This is a genomic window from Photobacterium sp. WH77, from assembly GCF_022014395.1.
GTDB lineage: Bacteria > Pseudomonadota > Gammaproteobacteria > Enterobacterales > Vibrionaceae > Photobacterium > Photobacterium arenosum.
The window spans coordinates 24372-45407 of sequence record NZ_JAKLTE010000022.1; the positions used below are offsets into that span (position 1 = coordinate 24372).

Sequence of the window (21036 nt, forward strand, 5' to 3'; positions counted from 1 at the left end):
TCAGCCTGATTTGCGGATCTGCGTCATTAATACCGGCACACATTTTTCTGCAGCAGCCAGATCTTTACCGACAAATGCCGACACAATCGCGCCCTCTTTCATCAGGCAAATGCTATCCAGCAAGACTTCGTCCGGCGCGTGAAGGTGCTGCTGAATCAGCGCCCGGACTTTGCGTTTGTGCTCGCAACAATAGTCGGTAATTGCGGTATTTTCTTCGCTGAATTCTGCCGATGCATTGATAAAAAAACAGCCGCGAAAAGGGCTTAATGCCGGCACCCTGTCATGGAACCAGTCGCTCAGGCTCCCGAACAGGCAGGTGATCACCTCTTCATCGCTGTTTGCCGGCGCTAATTGCTGTTCCAGCCATGTCATAAAAATCTCGTCGCGCGCAGCCAGTGCCGCAAGTATGAGCTCGTCTTTACTGCTGAAGTAGCTGTAGAGCGTTTTCTTTGCCACCCCAGAGACTTTCAGCACTTCGTTGATACCCACAGCATGAATACCCTGGCGGTAAAACAGGGTGAGCGCGGTATCTGTCAGCAGTTGTTTTTTGTCTGTTTTCAATGACCTTGTCGTACTCATGCATCCTCCTCATCTGAAAAGCATCTTGACATCGGTAGACTGACTTGTCTACTCTGATTTCCCCTAAGTAGACAGGTCGGTCTACTAATTATTAAGAAGGAGTACAAAATGAATCAATACGGTATTGCACTGTTATCCGGACTGGGTGCGGCGGTGGCCATCGGATTATTGTCGCTGGCAGAGAACCTGACCTCGGCCGGACTGTGGCTGATGGCCCCATTCGGCGCGACGGCAGTATTGGTCTTCGGTGTACCGGACAGCCCGTTAGCGCAGCCCAGAAATGTGATAGCCGGTCACTTGTTAACGGCATTCATTGGAGTGTTTTTTGTCAGCTTTGTTGGCGTTACATCCCTGACATTAGCGGTGGCTTCAGGCCTTGCTGTCTCAGCCATGTTGCTGACGAAAACGACACATCCGCCAGCGGGTGCTAATCCACTGTTAATTATGCTGACCGGGCAAACCTGGTCGTTTTTGATAACGCCGGTATTGATTGGTGCCGTTGTCATGGTGCTTGTCGGTCAGATGGTCAATAAAGGTATCTGGCGGTGGAGGCGACAAGCCTGAACGTACCGGAATGTCACTTTTATGGTGAAAAAATGTCTCTTTTTGCGCTATGAAACTGATTCAATGGTTAATAGGATTGAGCCAACTCATTAATCATTCGATTGATAACAATACCTACAGGAATTTGTTGTGTCTGATTCTCTTTCTTACGTGCTGATCAATAGCGTTGAACTGTTCTCGGACTATCAGCAACCGCTGATAGAACTGTTGAAACTCAGTCAGGCTGATGACGCTATTTTAGGTTTCGACACCGGCTTTGATGAACAGAAAGCGAGCCGGTATTTATCTTCACTGGAAAGAGATATCGCCAGTCAGGTGTTGCAAATTCTGATTGGGGTGAAAAACGGCACAGTAGTGGTTTGCTGTTTCTTTAAGAAAAGCCATCAGCAAACCACCAGGCATATTTGTGATCTACAAAAGGGGATGATTCATCCCCATTACCGTAGCCAGGGATTATTGGAACAGACACTGGCTGCGATAGCACAATCGTGCATGTCGCAAGGTGTTGAACTGCTCACACTGGATGTGCGGGGTGGTTCGAAGGCTCATCGAATCTGGAACAAGTGTGGGTTTGAAACGTATGGAATCCTGAATGATTACAGCCGTTATCAGGGGCAGTCATTCGACGGGCATTACATGAAACAACGCACGGTTGATCTCTGGAACCGTTTTAAAACATTCTACAAACAAGGAAGTCAAACTATGTCAGTTGGCGCTGAACTTATTCATAAAAAAGATTTTCGCGAATTAATGCGTGAGACATTAGAAAATCACCTGACCTTAGGTCACCCACTTTTTAAATATCTGCTGGATGAAAATAACCCTAATCCAGATTTATTAAAGTTCACCACTTTGCAGGGCTATCAGCTTACTAAGCACTTTCTGACTTATATTGAGCATCTGTTTTTTCACTGTCCTTTGCCAAAACACAAGCGGGCGCTGTTGCACAACATGTATGAAGAAGAAACCGGCCGGTTATCCAATACTAAAAATCATGTTGAGCTGATGCAGGACTTTATCAAGGCATTAGGCATTTCTGACACTGAACGTGACGCAGCTATTGCACTGCCACAGACTCAGGCACTGATTGATTATCGCTTGATCGCCTGTAAAAACCCGGATTTGTACCACATAGGTGCAGCGGCCGTGATGGTCGCCAGTGAAGGGCAGAACCTGGAAAGTGTGGGAGACGAAGCTCGGCACAATATTCTGGGTAAAGTGTACGACCTGAAAGAAGCTGATTTGCTGTTCTTCTCTGTGCATCAGGAAGAAGATGTCGGCCATGTTCAGCAAGGCCTGGCGCTGCTGGCTGATCTCTGTGATACACCGAAAAAGCAACAGGAAGCCCTTGAGGCGATTAATATCACCTGCGAGCTGTTCTATGGGATGTATCAAGGGGTGTATGAACACTTTGGTTATGACAAAAAAGATCAACAGGTGCAAGCGGAGTCGCTTCAGGAGGCCTGATGGATATATCCCGTAATAAGCAGATAATCGCCATTTCCGTTGGCGTGCTGGTGACCTTTTGGGCGTCCTCGATTAAGGGAAGCTATCAGGTTTACTTCCTGGATTTAGCCAGCATGTGTGGTTTGGGACGGGGTATTTTCTCGTTAACCAGCGCCTTGTTTGGGTTGTCGATTGGCATATTGTCTCCTGTTGTTGGTTGGATATGTGACCGTATCGGCCCGGCGCTGACCATTTTGTCTGGCGCTGTAGTTGCGGTGTTTGTCTATCTGCTGATGGCAGTGTCATTCAACTTCTGGCTGTTCCTGGTGTTGTTCGGCGTGCTGGCGGCTTATGCATTAACGGCGATGACCTTTGTGCCGCTGGCGCTTTTGGTCGACCGTATCTTTGACAGTCAGAACAAAGGCATGGCGTACGCCGCCATTACCAACGGTACAGCAATTGGCTTTATGGTGCTGTCGCCATTCTGGGTGTGGCTGAATACCTTTGTAATCTGGCAAGACATCAGCCTGATCATCTTCGGTGTGTTTGCTGTGGTGATCTTGCCTGCCTGTATCTGGTTATGCCGTGTTTTCCCACGCCGGGAGTTCGTCTCTGAAACAGCTGCCGAGAGCGACGGGGATGATTTGAAATGGCATCAACACCTGAGAAAACCACTGTTTCTGTTACTGGCGCTGTCATTCGGTGGTTGCGGTGCCTCAATGGCTTATGTCGATGTGCATTTGGTTCCTATGTTACAGGAACGTTTTAGCGGGGGAGAAGGGGAGGCCACCATAGTCGCTTCATCGCTGAGCGTGCTGGGTGCAGCAGAACTCATCGGCGCGTTTTTAGTGGGCTATTTACTGCGTTATTCAGCGCCGGCTTTGATGCTGTCTCTGCTTTACGCTGTCCGTGGTGCTTCTATGCTGATTGTGCTCTCAGCAGACAGCTTTCTATTGTGCATGATTTTTGCCGTGCTATTTGGCCTAACCTATATGGGAACAGTAATAGTCACGTCACTCATGTGTCTTAAAGCCTATGGCGAGAAAGTGAAAGGCAAGATTTTTGGCTGCCTGTTTACCGTTCACCAGGTCTTCGTCTTTGGCACGGTATGGCTGGGTGGCCTGTCTTATGATGCGACGCAAAGTTACTCCTTCATCACACTTGCAGTGACTGGGTTGTGTTTTGTCTCTGTCGCAATGGGAATGGTTTTTTACTTCTCTGATGCCTTTAAAGATAAACCGCAATCGCAGGTTGTTACACCATCTTAATCGCCGACTCAATGATGAAAGGAATAAAAAGCATGGAGCAATCAACCCGAGCAATACACATGGAGTTTCCTTCATTGGATGACTCTCATGCCGCGGCCATTGCCATGACATCGGCCTATGATTTTACGTCGGCGCAGGAAGCCAGTGACAGGTTCAACGGGGTGACAGAAGGGAATATTTACAGCCGTTTTACCAATCCATCGGTCGAACATTTTGAACGAAAGCTGGCCTCGCTGGAAAACGCGGAATCCGCCGTGGCCTTTGCTTCTGGTATGGCCGCTTATCTGGCGCTGGCAATGACGTTTCTAAAACAGGGCGACCATGTTGTGCTGGCCAGCGGTATTTTCGGAACCACTACCCACCTATTTCGTCAGTATTTCGGCCAGTTTGGTATCACGGCGACTTGTGTGGATCTTGATGATCAGCATGCATGGCAAGCCGCTATGTGTGATCGTACCCGCATGATTTTGGTTGAGTCTCCCACCAACCCACTGCTGAAAGTGGCGGATTTAACCTGGTTATCCGGGCTGGCAAAACGTAATAATGCCCTGTTGGTGGTGGATAACACTTTGCTGTCTCCGGTCAACCAGCGACCGTTAAACCATGGTGCCGATCTGGTGTTGCATTCAACCGGTAAATTCATGGACGGGCAGGGCAGAACGGTTGGTGGTGTCATCGCCGGACGTAAAGACGTGATCCAGCCATTGAAAAACTATTTGCGCAGTTCCGGAACTTGCATGAATGCCTTTACGGCTTGGGTGCTGAGTCACGGTCTGGACACGCTGACGGCCAGAATGACCATGCATGAACAGAACGCCAGAACGGTCGAAGCCTGGCTGCGTCAGCAGTCTTGTGTGAAGCAGGTCTTTTCCACCTTCAGTCATTCGCATCCGCAGGCCGAGGTGATTGCCAAACAGCAAACCGGCCACAGCCCGGTGATCAGTTTTGTTGTTGAAGGCGGTCAGAAAGCGGCCTGGCGGTGTATTGATGCGCTCAATCTGGTGGCCCGCTGTACCAATATTGGTGATACCAAATCTATGGTGACCCACCCGGCCTCGACGACCCACTGTCGGTATTCTCAGGAAGAGAAGCAGCAGTACGGTATTTCAGACGGCCTGGTCAGGTTGTGTGTCGGGCTGGAAGCCAGTCAGGATATCATTCAGGATCTCGGGCAGGCACTGGCTGCCTCTCAGGTAACACATTCACTCAGGGAAGTTGTATAGCTGTCATGATGAACACATTTCGTAATGCTGCGCTTTTGTTTGCCTCTGTGCTGGTATCCAGCACAGCCAATGCGGCGCAGAACCACACGCCAAACACTTTGTATAAACACAATTATGTGGCTTTTCAGTCCGGCCAATCAGCTGATAATCCGGTGACTGTGGCTGCACGTTTCACCAAACCTGACGGTATTGAGGCACCCCTGCCTGCGGTTATCATAGTGCACGGTTCTGGTGGTGTGGACGAACGCGGCGCACTCTACAGTCAGGTATTGAACAGGCAGGGTTTTGCTACATTAGAAATCGACATGTGGGCTGCCCGAGGGTTGGAAGGCGGGTTGTCTCGTCCGAAACATGTTAAAGAGACGCTACCGGATGTGTATGCGGCAATTGATTATCTGAAATCCCGCCAGGATATTAATGCCGGCGAACTGGGCCTTATTGGCTTTTCCTGGGGCGGTGTGGTTGCCATGCTGATGGCGGGCGAGCAGGAATCAGGCTCACTGAAAGCCTTGGTTGCCAACTATCCGGTGTGCTGGGCCTATAACAAGGTGTCAGGGTATCCCTTTACCGGCATTGCTGCAGACCGCCATTTGATGATCTTGTCAGGCGAAGAGGACAAATATGATGGTCCGGATGATTGCAAGACGCTGGTCAGCCAGTTGCCACAGTCTAACCAGTCCTTGGTGAAACTGGTGACATTGCCCGGTGCCACCCATGCCTTTGAGCTGCCCAGAGCAGAAAGTACCTTTTTTGATCCTTATGCTTTCCGGGGCAAGGGAGGGAATGTCCCTATCCGTTATAACCCGGAGGCCACCAAACATGCTCTCAAACTGGCGTCACAGTTTTTTGTTACCCAGTTGAGCGATTGAGCAGGTATCTCCCTGTACTTTCGGCCGCCGCGTCCACTTTAGCGGCGGATTCTTTTGGCAGGGTTTTATACTTTTTCTTCCAGGCGGCCCGCAATGAACTAGCCTGGGGGAAACCGGACTTAAACGCTGCCACTTCAATGGTGTCACCATTTTCAATGTAGCACTTGGCTTCTTCCAGCCTCAGTTCGACCAGATATTCCCTAATGGTCAGGCCGGTAGCGTTTTTAAATTCTCGCTGCATATGGCGGGAAGAGACCCGAAAGGCGTCGGCTATATCGGCCAGTGCCAGTTTTTCATGCAGTTTTGTCTGCAGGTAATCCTGAATGGAGTGTACCAGCGGTGAAATGTGGCTGCGAAAGCTGAGCTGTTTGGATATCTGTGGATCGTTTGCCATACGGCGACGATAGACCACCAGATCCCGTGCCACTTCCATAGCAAACCGGCTGCCGCTGATATCTTCGATGAGCTGAAGGGCCAGGTCAATACCGGCTGTTACACCTGCTGTGGTGTAGACCTGACCATCCTGTACAAAAATCCGTTCTGGCAACACGTCTGCAGCAGGGAATTGTTGCGACAGCGCCTCTGTGAGCTTGTGGTGCGTTGTCGACTGACGATTATCCAGCCAGCCAGCTAACCCCAGTAAAAAAGCCCCGGTGCAAATACCGAGAATCCGGGTATCGGCTTTCGGGGTATGCCTGAGCCATTCAATGCACCGCTCACTGGCCTGATTCCGGTATATCCCTTCATGGTATTTCGATGCACACACAACCACTATGGCATTATCAGGCAGAGAAGATGGCAAAGGTTGCATGCCACCGAGAGTGAGTCCCTGATGACTGCTCTGGGAATTTTGATCACTGATGAAATGCAGATTCAGATCCATGCCATAGCTGATGGCTTCATGAAAAGCCTGACAGGGGCCAGCCAGATCAAGTAAATGTACGTCAGGAGTCAGCAGGAAGTAGACATCAATCGGGATATTCTTTGGGTTGGCATGCTTCATTGCAATTCAGTCCATTGAAGGTGTATTCAGAAAACAATGTACCACCCAGCCAGACATAGTGACTAGTGCAATTAAAGGAATATGGTAGTCTTGGCCAATAATCCTATGATTTTATTCAATTTAAGGTCGAGATATGGAAATGGAGAAGGCCGCTGAACGGCATCTGGTGAAATATATTTCTTATGTTAACGAGTGTGCCGCCAATGGTATTAAACAATATCAGGCAGCAGTCAGTCATCCTGAAACGTACCTGAAAAGCAGGATAGCGCATGCCGAGGGTTTGGGTTTGCCAGAGGGCTGGCTACCTTCGACTACGTTTTTTTGCATCAGTCACGGTGAGATTGCTGGTGCGATTCGGGTCCGAACTGGCAGCAACGCTTATGTCGAAAATGTTATCGGACATGTCGGCTACGAGACACGCCCGACTGCCAGACGGCAAGGTGTCGCCAGTTTCATGCTGAACTGGGTATGCCGGCATTGTTGCTCTCAGCCTCTCATTATTACTTGCAGCGCTCAAAATACCGCCTCGCGAGGTGTCATAGAGCGCAATGGCGGCCGGTATTTAGGCTCCTATACCGATGTAGGGGGTAGCGAAACCATATTACGATATCAGTTAATGCCGATAATTACTGATATGTCTGAATGTAAGGGTAGAGTGTCCGATTAGAGATATGTATTTCTAAGCTGACCTGAGACAATGAATACATACGTACAGCGTATTTTTCTACCATCTCAGCGAAGGCAGCGCATGATCTACTTATTTCCCTTATTGACGGTTTCAATTTGGGCAGGGAATGCCATTGTTAACAAACTTTCCTACAGCGTAATCGATCCGGGAGCGATCGCCTTTTACCGCTGGTTTTTTGCCATGCTGGCACTGACACCTTTTGTTATTACCTCTGTTATTCGTCAGTGGTCAAACATCAAGCCGCATTTGTCGAAGCTGGCATTGCTGGCGTTTCTGGGCATGGTACTGAACCAGTCGCTGGGGTATTTTGCCGCACCGACCACCACAGCCACCAATATGGCGCTGATTATGTCACTGGTTCCTCTGATGAGTATGTTTCTGAGTGTACCTATTCTGAAACAAAAGCTATCGCCACTGGCAATGGTGGGTGCTGTACTGTCGCTTGGCGGGCTGGTATTGATGCTGAGCCACGGCGATCCGTCTCAGTTGCTCGCACAGGGCATTAATCAGGGTGATGGCTTACTCCTGCTGGCTGCGTTCGTGTATGCGCTTTACTGTGTATTACTCAAACGCTGGGATATGCCCCTGAGTAACTGGCAGTCTGTGTATGTTCAGGGCATGTTTGCCGTCCTGTTCCTCCTGCCTATGCTGTTTACCAGTCAGCGGGTAGCGATTACCGGCGATGCATTACCTCTGGTGTTGTTTGCCGCGATTCCTGCTTCTGTGATTGCGCCCTGGTGCTGGATGAAAGGGATCAAAATGCTGGGCGCAGACAAAACAGCCATGTTCATGAACCTGATGCCAGTGATCACCGCTATCATTGCCAGTGTTGTACTGAATGAACAGCTGGAAGCGGTGCATTTGATCGGCGGCGGTATGGTGCTTTGCGGAGTGGCCGTCGCCCAACTGAGGCTGAAAGCCCGCCGGAGCAAACTGGTGACGGCATAACAGCGAATCAGCCAAAGATAGCATTCAGAAAGGCAGCGGAAACGCTGCTTTTTTATGACCGCCATTTGGGGAAATATGCATGTCGCGCTTCAGATTTGGCGTAGTCCTCGGCATTTTCTTATGCGCGCCAGGTACTCTTTGGGCGAGCAAAGAGTGTCTGTCGCAGCAAAGCGTGATTGCGAATATGTGTCGTTATGCGGTGAAAAAGAGAAAGGCAGTGGGGATGATGTATCCCGCACTGCCTTCTATATTAGCTGACGTGTTTCTTGATCACTTCCACAGTCAGGACACCGATGGCGCCAGAGTTCATGGAGCCGCCTGTCACAGACACAACATAATTGCGGTTCTGGCCAGTTTGAGACCAGCTGTTTGACTTACTGCCCCAGGGACAATCCCAAACCAGAGTCACGACTTTTGTTGAACCGTCGTACAGATCAAACGAACCTTGGGTACCGGAAGCTGAATCAGAGCGACCACAGGAGCTTACGATGTTAAAACCTTCCTGCCCAATTTCGACGACTTGCCCATTCACTTCTTCAGGCGACAGTTCATGATCTTTATTGTCGTACTGATAAAATTTACCCCAGCTGTGTTGCGCATTTTTCACTTGCAGGTTGCAGTTATCTGCGATGACGGTATAGCTGACCCATTGTGCGTAAGCCATGTAAGCTCCTTAAAATACAATTAAGTTTAAGAAACCTAGAATTATCGCTGACGACTCATTACCACTTACTAGCGATTGTTCTAAGCAGTCAGCATGAAGTTAGTTAATGAATATCCGAAAAACAACAGCATGTTTATGATGTGTGATTTTGGGATAAGAATTCTGTAAATCATCATCATATGATTTACAGATTGGTTTAGAATTTGGTTTCTGCACGAATATTCCCTCCCTTGAATAAGGAGATGAACTGTCCGAATTTGATGAAACGCGTCGATTTCCACCAAGGTTCTCCGGCTCATCAGTCACGAATTTTTTTTCATCTTGTAGATTCTTTTATCAACATCTACTATTCAATCGCTATCAGGACGAGAGTATCAATGCGGCAAGGAAAACCACTACACAGAATGATGATTGTTGCCAGCTTTTTGAGCTGGCTATTGCTCATTGCTATGCCTGTGGTCAATGCCCATCACCAGCCTGCGGGAACCTGGGCCAGCTTGTGCACACTGGGCGGTTTTAAACTCGTTAAACTGGCTGATGGTAAAGATCAGCTCAAGCATGATACTCAGGGGCACTGTCCCATCGGTGTTTTCAGCCTGGCTCATATTGATGAAAGATGGCTGGGGCTGGGTGAGCCAGGCCTCGCACAACCAGCCAACACCTATCAGTTCACGCCTCGCCAGTGGCACTATTTTCTTTCGCCTTCCAGAGCACCGCCAGCGGTTTAACCGGGATAGATCCGTCTTCTCCCCGGCTTACATATTTCCCAAACATTTCTCTATGCTGGTTGTTTCTGCCTGACAGACAGAAACAGTGTAACTGTGCGTATTTTTCGCACTGGAAGGTAACTCAATGACAAATAATAACGAGACTCTGGCGCAGCAGGAAAAGCTGCCATCACCACAACGTAACGGCTACCTGACGGCCTGGCGCTGGCATTTTTATGCCGGTTTGTATGTGGTGCCTTTTTTGCTGATGCTGGCGGTGACTGGCCTGATGATGCTCTACGCGGGGACGATTGATAGTATCCGTTTTAAAGACCTCCTTTTTGTCGAGCCGGCCGCTCAAAGTCTGCCTGTCAGTCAGCAGCTCAATGCTGTTCAGCAAGCCTATCCCCAAGCCACAATTAATCAATATTTAACCCCTAAGCAGCCTGAAGATGTGGCGCGTTTTGCGGTAGTGACAGCAGACGGGCACGGCTTGTTCGTGACAGTGAACCCTTACACTGCTGCAGTGCTGGGCTCGCTTGATCGTGATAACAACCTGTACACGCTGGCCAATGAAATACACGGCACGCTGCTTATCGGCGATATTGGCGATCGCCTGATTGAGCTGGCGGCGAGTTTTGCTGTGATCCTGATTGTGAGCGGCGCTTACATGTGGTGGCCGCGTGACAACGCCAGCAGAGCAGGTGCGCTGCGCGTGCGTATGACCAGCGGCAAGCGTACGTTTTGGCGCGATCTTCACGCGAATACTGGGGTATTAACGTCTGTGTTTCTGCTCCTTTTTCTGCTGTCAGGTCTGTCCTGGTCGGGGGTTTGGGGCAGCAAGATGGTGCAGGCATGGAACAGTTTTCCCGCGGGGGTATTTGGTGATGTGCCGCTCTCGGATGCTAAGCATGCCGACATGAACCACGGCGAACTGGAAGAAGTGCCGTGGAACCTGGAGCAAACGCCCATGCCTGTGTCCGGCTCACATGCTGGTCATCAGGGTATGGTGGGCAAGGTGGATCTGGAGTCGGTTGTTTTGTTTGCCAGACAGCTGGGTTTTACGTCGTTTCGTGTCAATCTGCCTAAAGGTGAGCAGGGCGCATACAGCGTGCTGCAAAGTACCATGAGTAACGATATTAACGATGCGACGCAGGATCGCACCCTGCACATCGACCAGTACACAGGCAAGGTACTGGCAGATATCAGGTACGAACAATATTCCCCGATGGCGAAAGTGATGGCGTGGGGCATTGCGCTGCACGAGGGCGACTTTGGCGGGTGGAACAAAGCAGCAAACACTGTGCTCTGCCTGGCCTTCATTGTGATCAGCCTGAGCGGTATCGCGATGTGGTGGCTGCGCCGACCGAAAGGCAAGCGTATGCTTTCTGCCCCGCCAGCACCGAAGAACATGACGCTGTGGAAAGGAGCAACGGTTGTGATTGCAGTGTTAGGCGTCTGCTTCCCGCTGGCCGGGATCACGATTTTAATTGTGCTGCTGGCCGACCGTCTGATCTTCAGCCGGGTCCCGACACTCGCGCGATTCTTTGGGTAATTTTCATTTCCCTCCCCTTGGCAAGGGGAGGGTGGGGTTTGAACAGCGCGCACGGATTTGGCATTTGTGCTCTGTAACCCCCTCCTAACCTCCCCCTTGAAAAGAGGGAGTAACTGTCCGAGTAGTGTAGTCCATAACAGGCATGATTTTCGGATCATGCAGCTAAATTGAGCCAGTCGGGGATAACCTGCCGAAACCAGCTCAGATATTGTTCCGCAGACGCTTTTTTTCGGTCTTTCAGCAGATTTACCACCTCCACCACAATCCAGGCTTTGGCGAGGATAATCTGTCGGACAAGTTGGTCTTCCGGCATTAACGTCGAATACGCCAGATACCGACGGGCAATGGCTTGATAGTCTTCCACAGTCCCCATGCCCTTCACCAAGGGGGCTAAATCGATGGCCGGGCTGCCCCGGCCAAATCGTTCCCAGTCGAACAAAACCAGCTCTCCCTGATCGCGCCGTCCCCAGTTTCCTGCATTACTGTCGCCGGATAAACAGGCGATCGGTAGAAAAAGATCGGAAGATTTTGTTTGAAGCTGACACAACTGCTGTTCGGCAGCGGAGGGTAATTGCAGGTGTTTCAAAGCGTGTTCTGTCTGCTGGATTGTCCATTGGTGGAGGCGAACCGGCTGTTGTGCGGGGATGGAGTAATGATGAATGGCCGCCAGCTGGCGAAACGTTTCCCTGTCGGCATTTAAGGCCTCCAAAGACATTGAATGGGGAATATATTCAAGGTGTAACTGGCGAGTGTGTGCATCACAGTGGTACACCTTGGGGGTCTGAATGCCCAAAAGCTGCATTTGCGGGGCAATGTCCTGATAAAAGCACATCTCGACATGGCTGACATTGTGTTTTTCAATACACGGGCTGCCGTTGCGCGTTCTCAGAATAACCTGAGCACGGCCCATTTGTGTTAATTCCTGATCTGTCATGTGATTACGCCCAGTGATTCCAAATTTCTCTCACGACAGGCAGCACAGAGACAACCAGCAATGCGGACATGGTGTAGTTAAACAGGCGGCGATACTTGTCCTGAGTCAGTGTTTTTTTCAGCAGGGATCCAAACATCAGCCAGACTCCAACGCACGGAAAGGAAACCAGCAAAAAGATGAGCGCCAGCATCATATTCTGGCCATAAAAATCCGCTCCCACTGTGGTGAAAGCAGCGATGGCACCTGTCGCGACAACCCAGGCTTTGGCGTTAATCCACTGAAACAGAGCCCCTTTCATGAAACTAAAGGGTTGTACCTGTGAGCCGGACGATCCGACATTGCCGGAGCGGGCAATCAACCAGGACAGGTATAGTAAGTAAAGAACGCCCAGGCATTTAATGATGAAATGCAGGCTGGGAAACAGCTCAAATAATTGACCAAATCCAATGCCCACCAAAAGCAGCATGATCGCAAAACCCATACAGATCCCACTCAGCAGCGGCAGGCTTTTTTTCACCCCGAAATTCAGCCCTGAAGTCATCACCATAATATTGTTCGGCCCCGGTGTGACGGAAGATGACACGGCAAAAAGAACCATAGCGTACAGATAATCCATAATTGATGCGCTCCTGTTGGGCTGAATCGGATATTTGTGGTTTCGGGTGATGCTCAGAAAATGAGCACCCTTCTGATATGAAGATGAGTGCAATTCAGATCAAGCGCTGAATGCAAAAATAATCAGACAATGATCAGGAAATGTCATCTCGGGTCTTGGCACCGCGGTTCATGGCACGCAGAATCTGCTGTGCGCAGGCCAGAGGGGAATGCGTGTCTGTGTTGATCTCAATATCGTACCGGATCCCCTCATGGACCCGGCTTGCCTGCTCGATGGCAGAGCCTTCCAGACGATCACCCCGTTGTTTTTCCCGTTGGACCAGAAGTGCATCGACACAGAATACCCCCACGAACAGGCATTGTTTGCCGGCAAGGACGGATTGCCAGACAGCCATTTCTTCTGCGCCATTGATGGCATCGTCGACAATCACTTTCAGGCCGGAATCAATCATATGCCTGACCGTTGTTCGGTAAATGGTGTTTACTTTTTTACCGAAACTGCCCGAGGAAATACGCTTTACCGGCTGGTTGTGCAGTAACTGGGTTTGCCAGTAAAACCCATCTGCCGTTTGGTCGGACTCTCCCAGTACATTGGCCTTTTCAGGCATCATCGCGATGAAGGTGTCGATACCAAGATGCAGATAATAATCGTCCAGACAGTGTTGCAGCTCGCGGGCAATTGAGCTTTTACCAGCGCTGCTGGGTCCGTTGAGAAAGATGAGATCCATTTTTTCTTACGTTTAAAAGTGAGCAGCAAGAGTTATTCCGGAAACCCCGGCAGGTGTTGAGTTAGCATACCGGCTTTGTGCCAGGATGCCTGCTCATCGCAGAAAATCTGGTAGTCAGGTGATTTAGAAGACTGCTCGTTCAGTGAACCTGCCGGCACAATCAGGGCTTTCCCGCTCTGTGACAAATAGGGCAGGTTCGCGCCGCATTGGCCGCAAAAGGCATTGGAGAAGGTGCGTGTCGGGTGGTTGTACCTCACTATGGCTTGTTCACCCTGCTCCCACCGGATATTGTTCGGCTGGGTAAAAAGGTTGGAAGCATGGGCTGAACCCGTCAGTTTTTTGCACTGATCGCAGTGGCACAAATAAAAATGAGAAAAATCGTCATCCAGTGAAAAGGTGACTGTTCCGCACAGACAGCCGCCATGTAATTTACGCATTAAACATTCCTTGTTATTCGCAACCTGCTAAACGTTGGATTTAACACTATTGCATATTGTTCAAACTGTAAATGCAAAAATAATCAACGCAATAAAGCTGGCAGCCAGTTGATGGCGTTTTTGTTTGATGGCGTTTTTGTTTAATATTCATATTGATGCGTAACATCATTGATAGTAGCCTGATACCAGCATGCAACATTGACGTCAGTTGGCTCAATGGCGAATTGGCATTCTCTCTTCCCTACACACAGAGAAACTTCATGGATAGAAAACATACCTTTGGTGTCATTCTGGCACTGCTTGCCGCTTTTTTTAACGGCATGGTTGGCATACTGAGTGTTAACCTGTTTCAGTCGGGCCTCTCACCGGAAGCCGTGGCATTTTATAAATGCGTCGTTGCTTTGTTGATCATTGTGGTGTTACTGGCTGCCACCGGACAAATCGCTACCTTGCTTACTTATGTAAAAACCAAATGGAAAGCCTTGTCGGTGTGCAGTTTCTTTGGCTTTTTCATGCTGTATTTTTTTGAAACGGCGTCCTACGAAACACTGAACGTTGCTGTGGTGGTCTTCCTGCTGTTTGGTGTCTCTACGCTGGTAACCTTTTTTGCCAATGCGCTGTTTGAAAGGCGAAACCTGGTGGCGCAGGAATGGATGTCGGTACTGTTCGCGGTACTGGGTTTGTACCTGATCTTCATGGAAAATGAGAACATCGCCAGTTCGGATAATACCGGTTTTGTGTTTGCGGTACTGGCGGGTGTGGGTTACGGGCTGTTTTTGGTGCTGAATAAGAAACTGAACATTGGCGGCGGGTTAGTTCCGGTTGGCGGCCTGCTGCTGTTTGGTGTGGTGTATCTGTTTGTTCCCTTTTCCATGTCGGGCTTTGTTGGTGTTGAAAGCGATGTCTGGTTAACCCTCTTATTGCTGGCGCTGCTGCCCACCATAGGCGGCTTCTGGTGCACGACTAAGTCCCTGACGATATTAAAAAGCCAGACGGTTCAGCTGGTTGAGCTTTCGGAGCCTATTTTTGCTTTGATGCTGGGTTTTATTTTCTTAGGTCAGTTAGTCTCGCCGATGCAGATGCTGGGCGGAGGCTGCATTTTGGGTGCGATTCTGATCCATGAAGTGAAGCTGTCCACCTTGAAATCACTGAGTAAGCGAAAAGTGGCGACGGACTCGACCCGGTAAACTTTCCTCTTCTTATCTGCATACACTACAGATCAAACAGCCAGCCTCAGACTGGCTGTTTTTTGTTGCCTCAAAGCGCAGTGTACACACGCGCTTTGTTAGTATTTCCTTGTTCGTCCTGGCCGAGGTGCTTTTTCTGCCGGAGTGGTTTTTATCGCTGGAAAAGCATATTGAACAGCGTGCCAGACCTATCAACCTCTGACTTTTCAAGCCTTAGAATGTGATTAAGAGCGGAGGTGCTCCGTCTGTTTAACTGCCCGGATTGGAGATGATTTTTTATCGGTCGCGCTTTTCCCGGTTATTTTGCGGCCTGTTTGCGAAAATGCACTATTGTTAACACAGCTGGGTTAGCCGTTCAGGGTTTACCATGCCCATTTTTCCTTTCTCTATTTTCTCTCGTCGATCTCCCTCACATTGTCGACAATTCTATTCATCCAGATTTACTTTGTGTTAACAATTGGCTTGTTTTTTATCTTTTATAGGTCTATTTTTTCCTTGTTGATTAAGTATTGTTGACAATGTTGGTTGATTGGGAGGTTGGAGAGAACTGTGAGTATTGATATTGTAGACAATGTGCAAGATCCCACGCTGACTGTGAGCGGTAAAGCTGACGCTGTAAAAGAGCCGACCAAATCCAACAGTTTGCTGGAAGTGCTGGTAGAGCGCATCGTCACCGGGGTTTTTCCTGCCGGCAGCAAGATATCTGAACCTGAACTGGCCCGCCAGTTTGCCGTTAGCCGCGGCCCGCTGCGTGAAGCCATGATGCGGGTTGAAGCCTTGGGTTTGGTCGAGCGCATTCCCCATGTCGGCGCCCGGGTCGTTGCACTCAGCCCGCAGAAACTGGCTGAAATCTATGCGGTGCGGGAAGCGTTGGAAGGTATGGCGGCGCGTCAGGCCTGTGAAAAAATCACTGATGAAGAAATTGCCGGGCTGGAAGTCTTATTGCAAACCCATCAGACCCATATTGAGCAGGTCGAGGGTGCCTCCTATTTTCATCAGCACGGTGATTTCGATTTCCACTACCGGATCATCAAAGCCAGTCGAAACAGCAAGTTAATCAGCTTGTTGTGCGATGAGCTTTATCACTTGCTGCGTATGTACCGCTATCAATCACCGCGTTCGCATTCACGTCCGGAGCGGGCACTGAACGAGCACACACAGATTCTGGCAGCGATAAAGGAGCGCGACGGCGAACTGGCTGAAATGCTGATGCGTCGCCACATAATGCGCAGCAGAACACTGATCGAAAGTCAGTTAAAAAAGGACTGATACTCAGCAGAATGCGTTCTGCCGGATAATTCTTACAACAACAAGGAGCAAGTTATGAAGCCAGGACAGCGTTTCCGTCAGGCTGTTGCAGATAACCACCCGCTGCAGGTGGTGGGTACGATCAATCCATACTGCGCCATGATGGCAAAGCAGGTGGGTCACCAGGCTATTTACCTGTCTGGTGGCGGGATCGCCAACGCCTCTTATGGCCTGCCGGATCTGGGGATCACTACTCTGAATGATGTGACGGAAGACGTGCGCCGGATCACCGCCGCCTGTGACCTGCCGATGCTGGTGGATATTGATACCGGTTTTGGCGGCGCATTCAATATTGCCCGCACCATTCGCGAAATGGAGCGTGCCGGTGCCGCCGCGGTACATATGGAAGATCAGGTGGCGCAGAAACGCTGCGGACACCGTCCGAATAAAGCCATTGTCAGTCAGGCTGAAATGGTGGATCGCATTAAAGCGGCAGTCGATGCCCGTCAGGATGACAGCTTTGTCATCATGGCCCGTACCGATGCGCTGGCCGTTGAAGGGATGGATGCTGCGATCGAGCGGGCCATTGCCTGTGTTGAAGCCGGTGCCGACATGATTTTCCCGGAAGCCATGATTTCGCTCGAGCAGTATCGCCAGTTTGTTGATGCGGTAAAAGTGCCCGTGCTGGCAAATATCACAGAGTTTGGTGCAACGCCGTTGTTTTCCTGCGAAGAGCTGGCCGCGCAGGGTGTCGACATGGTGCTTTATCCACTGTCAGCATTTCGTGCCATGAACAAAGCGGCTCTGAATGTCTATCAGCATCTGATGACAGACGGCCACCAGCGCAACGTGGTTGAGCAGATGCAAACCCGTGAAGAGCTTTATGATTATCTTGGCTACCATGAATATGAGCAAAAGCTGGACAAACTGTTCAGCGGACAGTGACATCATGCGCGGATATTCCCTCCCCCTTGAAAAGGGGGAGGGACAGTAAGAATTCATGCAACAGAAGAAGAGAAGGCGTACGAAGTCAGCGTCTCAATCCAATAACGTGACGACCAGTAACAAAAGGAGCCTGTAATGACTGCGACACAATCAGTGACAGCGGACAAAGAAAACACGGCAAACAAGGACAGTTCACTCAACAAGCCACTGGGCGGGGCAGGTCTGCGCGGTCAGAGTGCCGGCAGCACCGCACTGTGTACCGTGGGCAAAACCGGTACCGGCCTGACATACCGTGGCTATGACATCACGGATCTGGCGCACAATGCCCAGTTCGAAGAAGTGGCTTATCTGCTGCTGAAAGGCAAACTGCCGACCCAGGCTGAGCTGGATCAGTACAAAGCGACACTGAAAGCTAAACGCGGCTTGCCCGATGCATTGAAAACCGTACTGGAAGCGATTCCGGCACAGGCGCACCCGATGGACGTTATGCGTACCGGCTGCTCCATGCTGGGTAACCTGGATCAGGAAACGGATTTCAGCCAGCAGGCAGACAAAACCGACACTTTACTGGCTATGCTGCCTGCCATCATTTGCTACTGGTACCGCTACAGCCACGACGGGGTGCGCATCGATACCGCCAGTTCTGAACAGGATTGTACCGGCGGATATTTTCTGGAAATGCTGACCGGTAAGACGCCGTCGGAACTGCATAAGCAGGTTATGCATTGCTCGCTGATCCTTTATGCCGAGCATGAGTTCAATGCCTCGACCTTCACCGCTCGTGTCTGCGCTTCCACGCTGTCTGATCTGCATTCATGCATTACGGCGGCGATCGGCAGCCTGCGCGGCCCGCTGCACGGCGGAGCGAATGAAGCGGCGATGGCGATGATCGAACACTGGAAAACCCCGGACGAAGCGGAAAGCAATATCCTCACTATGCTGGCGAACAAAGACAAAATCATGGGCTTTGGTCATGCAATTTATCGCGACTCAGATCCACGTAACGCGCTCATCAAAGAGTGGGCACGTAAGTTGTCGGCCGATGCCGGTGACGCCCATTTATACGCGGTATCTGAGCGGGTGGAATCGGTGATGAAACGCGAAAAAGGCCTGTTTGCCAACGCGGACTTTTTCCATGCCTCGGCGTACCATTTTATGGGCATTCCCACCAAGTTGTTTACACCAATCTTTGTCATGAGCCGCGTCACCGGCTGGGCCGCGCATGTGTATGAGCAGCGTGAGAATAACCGCATCATTCGGCCGAGTGCAGATTATATCGGCCCGGATCATCAGGACTGGCTGCCGATAGACCAACGCCGCTGATATTCCCTCCCCTTAGTCAAGGGGAGGGTTAGGGTGGGGTTGGTGAGATGTGCACGGGTTTGAGCCTTATGCCGAAGAACCCCCTCCCAGCCTCCCCCTTGAAAAGGGGGAGGGATCAACGAAGCTTGCTGTCACGACTGATACTCCCTCCCTTTGAAAGGGAATCGAAACAATAACGACTCAGAAGTAAAAGGAAAGATGAATGAGCCTCAACGTTGAACTGAATGAACGCCCGCAGCCGGATGAACTGCTGGTAAAAATTGCCGATTATGTGGCCAATAGCGAAGTGACCTCAGCCGAGGCCTATAACACCGCCCGTAACTGCCTGATGGATACCCTGGGCTGTGGCCTGCTGGCACTGCGCTTCCCTGAATGCACCAAGCACCTGGGCCCGACAGTGCCGGGTACGACGGTACTGAACGGCGCGCGTGTACCGGGAACCTCCCATGAGCTGGACCCGATCACCGCTGCGTTTAACATCGGCTGCATCATTCGCTGGCTGGATTTCAATGACACCTGGCTGGCCGCAGAATGGGGCCATCCGTCCGACAACCTGGGCGGTATTCTGGCCACGGCTGACTACCTGAGCCGTGTTGCTGTTTCGGAAGGAAAAGCGCCGCTAACCATGCGCGACGTGCTGACCGCCATGATCAAAGCCCATGAAATTCAGGGCGTACTGGCGCTGGAAAACAGCTATAACCGCGTAGGTCTGGATCATGTGTTGCTGGTGCGTGTGGCATCAACGGCTGTGGTGACTAAGATGCTGGGCGGAAACCGCGATCAGATTATAGATGCCGTGTCTCAGGCCTGGGTCGATGGCTGTGCGCTGCGCACCTATCGTCATGCGCCGAATGCCGGTTCCCGTAAATCCTGGGCCGCGGGTGATGCCACCTCCCGTGCCGTTCGTCTGGCGATGATCACCATGAAAGGCGAAATGGGTCTGCCGTCTGTGCTGACTGCACCTAAATGGGGTTATTACGATGTGCTGTTCAACGGCCAGCCGTTCAGGCTGAATCAGGATTTTGGCAGCTATGTGATGGAAAATGTGCTGTTTAAGATCTCTTTCCCGGCAGAGTTCCACGCCCAGACAGCGGTAGAATGTGCGGTAACACTGCATGATCAGGTAAAGAACCGTCTGGATGACATCGAACGTATCGAAGTGACCACGCACGAATCTGCCATTCGCATTATTTCCAAATCCGGCGATCTGGCCAACCCTGCCGACCGCGATCACTGCCTGCAGTACATGATTGCTGTACCTCTGATTCACGGCGATCTGATTGCAGAGCACTATGAAGATGACTTCCACCGTGGCGACAGCCGCATTGATGTGCTGCGCAGCAAAATGGAAATCATTGAAGATAAGCGTTACAGCGCCGAATATCTGGAATCAGACAAACGCTCGATTGCCAATGCTATTCAGATTTTCTTCAACGATGGCACCAGCACCGAGAAGGTCTCGGTCGAGTACCCGATTGGTCACCGTCGTCGCCGTGAAGAAGGCATTCCTGTGCTGGAGCGTAAGTTCAGACGCAACCTGCTGACCCGCTTCCCGCAGGGCATGAGCGATAAGATTGTTGAGCTCTGTAGTGATCAGGCCAAGCTGGAAGCCACCCCGGTGAATGAGTTTATGGCGATGTTTGCCATTAACTGATCACAATGTGGAATTGCCCATCTGTAACAGAGACCGGCGTATTGAGCGCCGGTTTTTTTGTCTGCTCTTAATCGTATGATCACACAAGACAAGGCTGCGCATCAGTGAAGAACGGGCTGGGAAATGGCTTTTCTCAATTGTTCAAGTACATACTCAGCAGATACCAGGATCACAAACTTCACTGTGGGTAACCGAAACGTGCTGTCTGTCACCGGCATTGCCGGAAAGGCCTGACTCATCGGCCAGTGTGGCGGCGCCAATGTCTGATGGTTGGTATTATTGGATCTTGGGCTGCACTCTGTTAATTCCAGATGCAGTCTGGGTAGTTGCGTCAGCATGCTCACCTCAATTTACAGGCAGGAGTTTTCCTGTCATCCCTCAAAAAAATAAACGCACTGAAAGTAAGGCTAATGGCTCTCTGGCTATTGATATAAGGGCGAAAAAGCGAACT

At 50.6% G+C, this 21036-nt stretch carries 22 protein-coding genes; 14 read left to right on the forward strand and 8 right to left on the reverse strand.

Annotation, left to right across the window (positions count from 1 at the left end; translation table 11 throughout):
* Entirely contained in the window at positions 1-579 is a 579-nt protein-coding gene (locus L6J37_RS17915; RefSeq protein WP_237796115.1) for a TetR/AcrR family transcriptional regulator, read from the reverse strand.
* 108 nt (positions 580-687) lie between these two features.
* Between L6J37_RS17915 and L6J37_RS17920 the strand changes: the two genes are divergently transcribed.
* The 5 genes from L6J37_RS17920 (at position 688) to L6J37_RS17940 (ending at position 5949) form a co-directional block, all read left to right on the forward strand.
* Positions 688-1143, forward strand: coding sequence for an HPP family protein (locus L6J37_RS17920; RefSeq protein ID WP_192016223.1), 456 nt, complete (start codon positions 688-690; stop codon positions 1141-1143).
* 129 nt (positions 1144-1272) lie between these two features.
* Complete coding sequence (locus tag L6J37_RS21445) at positions 1273-2610, forward strand: iron-containing redox enzyme family protein (protein ID WP_237796116.1); 1338 nt, start codon at positions 1273-1275, stop codon at positions 2608-2610.
* Positions 2610-3857 (forward strand): MFS transporter, encoded by a 1248-nt coding sequence (locus tag L6J37_RS17930; RefSeq protein WP_192016224.1) that lies wholly within the window; start codon positions 2610-2612, stop codon positions 3855-3857. Before L6J37_RS21445 ends, L6J37_RS17930 begins: the two co-directional genes overlap by 1 nt.
* A gap of 32 nt (positions 3858-3889) precedes the next feature.
* Complete coding sequence (locus L6J37_RS17935) at positions 3890-5080, forward strand: trans-sulfuration enzyme family protein (protein WP_192016225.1); 1191 nt, start codon at positions 3890-3892, stop codon at positions 5078-5080.
* 5 nt (positions 5081-5085) lie between these two features.
* Positions 5086-5949 carry a dienelactone hydrolase family protein gene (locus tag L6J37_RS17940; RefSeq protein WP_192016226.1) on the forward strand — a complete coding sequence of 288 codons (864 nt, stop codon included), beginning with the start codon at positions 5086-5088 and terminating at the stop codon, positions 5947-5949.
* Here the strand turns inward: L6J37_RS17940 and L6J37_RS17945 are convergent.
* The gene (locus L6J37_RS17945) at positions 5930-6952 is read right to left on the reverse strand and encodes a GlxA family transcriptional regulator (protein WP_192016227.1); all 1023 of its coding nucleotides are present in this window, start codon (positions 6950-6952) and stop codon (positions 5930-5932) included. The genes L6J37_RS17940 and L6J37_RS17945 overlap by 20 nt on opposite strands.
* A 133-nt stretch (positions 6953-7085) precedes the next feature.
* Between L6J37_RS17945 and L6J37_RS17950 the strand changes: the two genes are divergently transcribed.
* Complete coding sequence (locus L6J37_RS17950) at positions 7086-7619, forward strand: GNAT family N-acetyltransferase (RefSeq protein WP_237796117.1); 534 nt, start codon at positions 7086-7088, stop codon at positions 7617-7619.
* A gap of 81 nt (positions 7620-7700) precedes the next feature.
* Complete coding sequence (locus tag L6J37_RS17955; RefSeq protein ID WP_218386181.1) at positions 7701-8588, forward strand: DMT family transporter; 888 nt, start codon at positions 7701-7703, stop codon at positions 8586-8588.
* A gap of 250 nt (positions 8589-8838) precedes the next feature.
* Here L6J37_RS17955 and L6J37_RS17960 read toward each other — a convergent pair whose 3' ends face one another.
* Positions 8839-9252: an aegerolysin family protein gene (locus L6J37_RS17960; protein WP_218386178.1), complete on the reverse strand. Its 414-nt coding sequence runs from the start codon at positions 9250-9252 to the stop codon at positions 8839-8841.
* 404 nt (positions 9253-9656) lie between these two features.
* Here L6J37_RS17960 and L6J37_RS17965 point away from each other — a divergent pair, with 404 nt between their 5' ends.
* Positions 9657-9980, forward strand: a complete 324-nt coding sequence (locus L6J37_RS17965; RefSeq protein WP_192016244.1) for a hypothetical protein — start codon at positions 9657-9659, stop codon at positions 9978-9980.
* 124 nt (positions 9981-10104) lie between these two features.
* Positions 10105-11514, forward strand: coding sequence for a PepSY-associated TM helix domain-containing protein (locus tag L6J37_RS17970; RefSeq protein WP_237796118.1), 1410 nt, complete (start codon positions 10105-10107; stop codon positions 11512-11514).
* Between the two features lie 154 nt (positions 11515-11668).
* Here L6J37_RS17970 and L6J37_RS17975 read toward each other — a convergent pair whose 3' ends face one another.
* The 4 genes from L6J37_RS17975 to L6J37_RS17990 all read right to left on the reverse strand — a co-directional run bounded on the left by L6J37_RS17975 (position 11669) and on the right by L6J37_RS17990 (position 14228).
* The gene (locus L6J37_RS17975; RefSeq protein ID WP_237796119.1) at positions 11669-12448 is read right to left on the reverse strand and encodes a phosphotransferase family protein; all 780 of its coding nucleotides are present in this window, start codon (positions 12446-12448) and stop codon (positions 11669-11671) included.
* Positions 12449-12452: 4 nt separating this feature from the next.
* On the reverse strand, positions 12453-13064 hold the full coding sequence (locus L6J37_RS17980) for a LysE family translocator (protein ID WP_192016246.1): 612 nt from the start codon (positions 13062-13064) through the stop codon (positions 12453-12455).
* Positions 13065-13197: 133 nt separating this feature from the next.
* Positions 13198-13791 (reverse strand): chloramphenicol phosphotransferase CPT family protein, encoded by a 594-nt coding sequence (locus L6J37_RS17985; protein ID WP_237796121.1) that lies wholly within the window; start codon positions 13789-13791, stop codon positions 13198-13200.
* A gap of 32 nt (positions 13792-13823) precedes the next feature.
* Positions 13824-14228 carry a GFA family protein gene (locus tag L6J37_RS17990; RefSeq protein WP_237796123.1) on the reverse strand — a complete coding sequence of 135 codons (405 nt, stop codon included), beginning with the start codon at positions 14226-14228 and terminating at the stop codon, positions 13824-13826.
* 260 nt (positions 14229-14488) lie between these two features.
* Here L6J37_RS17990 and L6J37_RS17995 point away from each other — a divergent pair, with 260 nt between their 5' ends.
* From L6J37_RS17995 to L6J37_RS18015, 5 genes are all read left to right on the forward strand, one after another.
* Complete coding sequence (locus L6J37_RS17995) at positions 14489-15415, forward strand: DMT family transporter (RefSeq protein WP_192016249.1); 927 nt, start codon at positions 14489-14491, stop codon at positions 15413-15415.
* Positions 15416-16003: 588 nt separating this feature from the next.
* Positions 16004-16684: a GntR family transcriptional regulator gene (locus tag L6J37_RS18000; protein ID WP_225445219.1), complete on the forward strand. Its 681-nt coding sequence runs from the start codon at positions 16004-16006 to the stop codon at positions 16682-16684.
* 54 nt (positions 16685-16738) lie between these two features.
* A complete protein-coding gene (prpB, locus tag L6J37_RS18005; RefSeq protein WP_192016250.1) occupies positions 16739-17608 on the forward strand; it encodes a methylisocitrate lyase in 870 nt (289 codons plus the stop codon).
* 135 nt (positions 17609-17743) lie between these two features.
* Positions 17744-18931: a bifunctional 2-methylcitrate synthase/citrate synthase gene (gene prpC / locus L6J37_RS18010; RefSeq protein ID WP_237796124.1), complete on the forward strand. Its 1188-nt coding sequence runs from the start codon at positions 17744-17746 to the stop codon at positions 18929-18931.
* Positions 18932-19133: 202 nt separating this feature from the next.
* Positions 19134-20585 (forward strand): bifunctional 2-methylcitrate dehydratase/aconitate hydratase, encoded by a 1452-nt coding sequence (locus L6J37_RS18015; RefSeq protein ID WP_192016252.1) that lies wholly within the window; start codon positions 19134-19136, stop codon positions 20583-20585.
* A 101-nt stretch (positions 20586-20686) separates the two neighbouring features.
* Here the strand turns inward: L6J37_RS18015 and L6J37_RS18020 are convergent, their stop codons facing one another.
* Complete coding sequence (locus tag L6J37_RS18020) at positions 20687-20923, reverse strand: hypothetical protein (RefSeq protein ID WP_192016253.1); 237 nt, start codon at positions 20921-20923, stop codon at positions 20687-20689.
* Positions 20924-21036: the final 113 nt, after the last annotated feature.

Excerpts from the sequence above, each read along its gene's own strand:
- L6J37_RS17985 (WP_237796121.1), bottom strand. The coding sequence starts at position 13,791 with ATGGATCTCATCTTTCTCAACGGACCCAGCAGCGCTGGTAAAAGCTCA.
- L6J37_RS17945 (WP_192016227.1), bottom strand. The coding sequence starts at position 6,952 with ATGAAGCATGCCAACCCAAAGAATATCCCGATTGATGTCTACTTCCTG.
- prpC (WP_237796124.1), top strand. The coding sequence starts at position 17,744 with ATGACTGCGACACAATCAGTGACAGCGGACAAAGAAAACACGGCAAAC.
- L6J37_RS17920 (WP_192016223.1), top strand. The coding sequence starts at position 688 with ATGAATCAATACGGTATTGCACTGTTATCCGGACTGGGTGCGGCGGTG.
- L6J37_RS17915 (WP_237796115.1), bottom strand. The coding sequence starts at position 579 with ATGAGTACGACAAGGTCATTGAAAACAGACAAAAAACAACTGCTGACA.
- L6J37_RS17930 (WP_192016224.1), top strand. The coding sequence starts at position 2,610 with ATGGATATATCCCGTAATAAGCAGATAATCGCCATTTCCGTTGGCGTG.
- L6J37_RS17950 (WP_237796117.1), top strand. The coding sequence starts at position 7,086 with ATGGAAATGGAGAAGGCCGCTGAACGGCATCTGGTGAAATATATTTCT.
- L6J37_RS17935 (WP_192016225.1), top strand. The coding sequence starts at position 3,890 with ATGGAGCAATCAACCCGAGCAATACACATGGAGTTTCCTTCATTGGAT.
- L6J37_RS17990 (WP_237796123.1), bottom strand. The coding sequence starts at position 14,228 with ATGCGTAAATTACATGGCGGCTGTCTGTGCGGAACAGTCACCTTTTCA.
- L6J37_RS17940 (WP_192016226.1), top strand. The coding sequence starts at position 5,086 with ATGATGAACACATTTCGTAATGCTGCGCTTTTGTTTGCCTCTGTGCTG.
- L6J37_RS17965 (WP_192016244.1), top strand. The coding sequence starts at position 9,657 with ATGATGATTGTTGCCAGCTTTTTGAGCTGGCTATTGCTCATTGCTATG.
- L6J37_RS17970 (WP_237796118.1), top strand. The coding sequence starts at position 10,105 with ATGACAAATAATAACGAGACTCTGGCGCAGCAGGAAAAGCTGCCATCA.
- L6J37_RS17955 (WP_218386181.1), top strand. The coding sequence starts at position 7,701 with ATGATCTACTTATTTCCCTTATTGACGGTTTCAATTTGGGCAGGGAAT.
- L6J37_RS17980 (WP_192016246.1), bottom strand. The coding sequence starts at position 13,064 with ATGGATTATCTGTACGCTATGGTTCTTTTTGCCGTGTCATCTTCCGTC.
- L6J37_RS18015 (WP_192016252.1), top strand. The coding sequence starts at position 19,134 with ATGAGCCTCAACGTTGAACTGAATGAACGCCCGCAGCCGGATGAACTG.
- L6J37_RS17995 (WP_192016249.1), top strand. The coding sequence starts at position 14,489 with ATGGATAGAAAACATACCTTTGGTGTCATTCTGGCACTGCTTGCCGCT.
- prpB (WP_192016250.1), top strand. The coding sequence starts at position 16,739 with ATGAAGCCAGGACAGCGTTTCCGTCAGGCTGTTGCAGATAACCACCCG.
- L6J37_RS18020 (WP_192016253.1), bottom strand. The coding sequence starts at position 20,923 with ATGCTGACGCAACTACCCAGACTGCATCTGGAATTAACAGAGTGCAGC.
- L6J37_RS17975 (WP_237796119.1), bottom strand. The coding sequence starts at position 12,448 with ATGACAGATCAGGAATTAACACAAATGGGCCGTGCTCAGGTTATTCTG.
- L6J37_RS17960 (WP_218386178.1), bottom strand. The coding sequence starts at position 9,252 with ATGGCTTACGCACAATGGGTCAGCTATACCGTCATCGCAGATAACTGC.